The sequence below is a fragment of the Neisseria sp. P0021.S007 genome (genome assembly GCF_051956855.1).
This window is the reverse complement of the sequence record NZ_JBQCXA010000046.1, coordinates 1-1,652: the sequence shown is the minus strand read 5'-3', so window position 1 is coordinate 1,652 and position 1,652 is coordinate 1. Positions and strand designations below refer to the sequence as shown.

Here is a 1,652-nt window from a genome sequence, read left to right as displayed (position 1 = left end):
CGATAGATGTGATATATGAATCATTCTATGACAATAAAAAATTGTTGCGCCCGCCCTTCAATTTTAAAAAAATAGATGGAATACTGAGTTACCATGTAGCAGATACCTTGTCCTTGAAGCCACAGGGAAAGTGTGTGATGGAATTTGAACTCAGCAAAGAGTTTGTATTGAAAACAGATAGGGTCTGCTATGAATTTCATCAGGGTAAAAAATCCATATCTTCTAAGGATAAGACGATTTGGAAGCTAAATCCGGAAAGTATGGAATTTGAAGACCAAGAAATTTCTTCAGAAAATTATAGTTAATTAAAATCAAAATAGGACAGTAACGCATCGTCAAATCGGGCGTAATCAGACAATACGGTTCGCAGATACCGCTTAATATTCGCCCACACCTTCTCAATCGGGTTGAGCTCAGGTGAATAAGGTGCAAGAGGCAATACCTTATGTCCCAATTTTTCCGCCATTTCCCGTAAGACACCCATACGGTGAAATCGCGCATTATCTAAAATAATCACCGATTTTTGAGTCAATGCGGGCCGTAGGCATTGCTGAAACCACGCTTCAAAAAAGACTCCGGTCATCGTATTTTGATAAACCATCGGAGCAATCAGCCGGTTGCCGACTTGTGCGGACACCAGAGATAAGCGTCGGTATCTTTTTCCACTTATCTGCGCTTTCACTATTTGCCCTTTCAGGCTGCGGGCATAGGGACGGAACAGGTAGCGGTCAAATCCTGTTTCATCCAAATAAACGCGTTGGTAGTCGGAAAATTCGGCCAGCTGTGTCAAATAATGCGTTACTTTGGCCGGATCTTGTTCTTTGTAAGTGGTGGTCTTTTTTTGCGCGTCATCCCCATCTGTTTGAGTGCATAGCAAACGGCGGCTGGCGTACAATCAAAATGTTTGGCGATTTTATGCAGATAGGCATCCTGGTGTTGCCCAACATATTGAGCCGGTTTTTGCCTATCCAATTTGACGGCATTTAGACCGGTAACTTGATGTTTTAGGCTGCCTGTTTGTTTTTTAAGGCGAATCCACAGGTAAAGCGTGTTTCTTGACAAGTTAAACGTTGCTGCGGTTTGGCTGATGTTTTTGCATTGTTCGTAATAGTTTAAAGCTTTGTTTCTTAAGTCCGCAGAGTATGCCATGGTTAAACCTTCAAAGTTGAGTATTGTACCATTTTGTTTTTAATTGACTATAACTTAAGCCATCTTCGATTCACGCATTCCCCTACTGTTTAAACGAAACGGAAATGACGGTAAACCCGATCACGCCCACAACGACAAAAAGGTCGTCTGAAACCCAAATTGGATTTCAGACGACCTTTTATTTCAAGCCGGTTGGCTTATTTGTTGAAGAAAACCAGCGTCCACGGCAAAACATAAGCTTGCAGCAGGGTCAGCAGGCCGACGAAGGTACAGAAAATCAAGCTGTGTTTCACGGTGAAGCGGAACAGGTTGGATTCTTTGCCTTCCAGACCGACTGCCGCGCAGGCGATGGCGATGGATTGCGGCGAAATCATTTTGCCGGTCACGCCGCCGGTGGTGTTGGCAGCGACGGTCAGCTCGGGTACGACGTTGATTTGATGCGCGGTGCTGGCTTGCAGCGAACCGAAGAGCGCGTTGGCGGAGGTGTCCGAACCGGTCAGGAA

2 protein-coding genes and 1 pseudogene are annotated in these 1,652 nt (G+C 44.8%); 1 reads left to right on the top strand and 2 read right to left on the bottom strand.

Annotated elements, in window-relative coordinates; translation table 11 throughout:
- A pseudogene (locus ACTHUR_RS10955) lies at positions 1-305 on the top strand (hypothetical protein); the annotation flags it as partial.
- Here ACTHUR_RS10955 and ACTHUR_RS10950 read toward each other — a convergent pair.
- Both ACTHUR_RS10950 and ACTHUR_RS10945 read right to left on the bottom strand, forming a co-directional pair.
- Positions 302-1,149, bottom strand: a protein-coding gene (locus ACTHUR_RS10950) for an IS630 family transposase (protein ID WP_107769225.1) whose coding sequence is annotated in 2 segments (ribosomal slippage) — positions 302-834 and positions 834-1,149 — 849 coding nt in all. Because the reading frame shifts where the segments join, the coding sequence is not laid out codon by codon here. The pseudogene ACTHUR_RS10955 and the gene ACTHUR_RS10950 sit on opposite strands and share 4 nt — an antisense overlap.
- 197 nt (positions 1,150-1,346) lie before the next feature.
- A partial coding sequence (locus tag ACTHUR_RS10945) for an L-lactate permease (RefSeq protein ID WP_440398587.1) occupies positions 1,347-1,652 on the bottom strand: 306 nt, incomplete at its 5' end.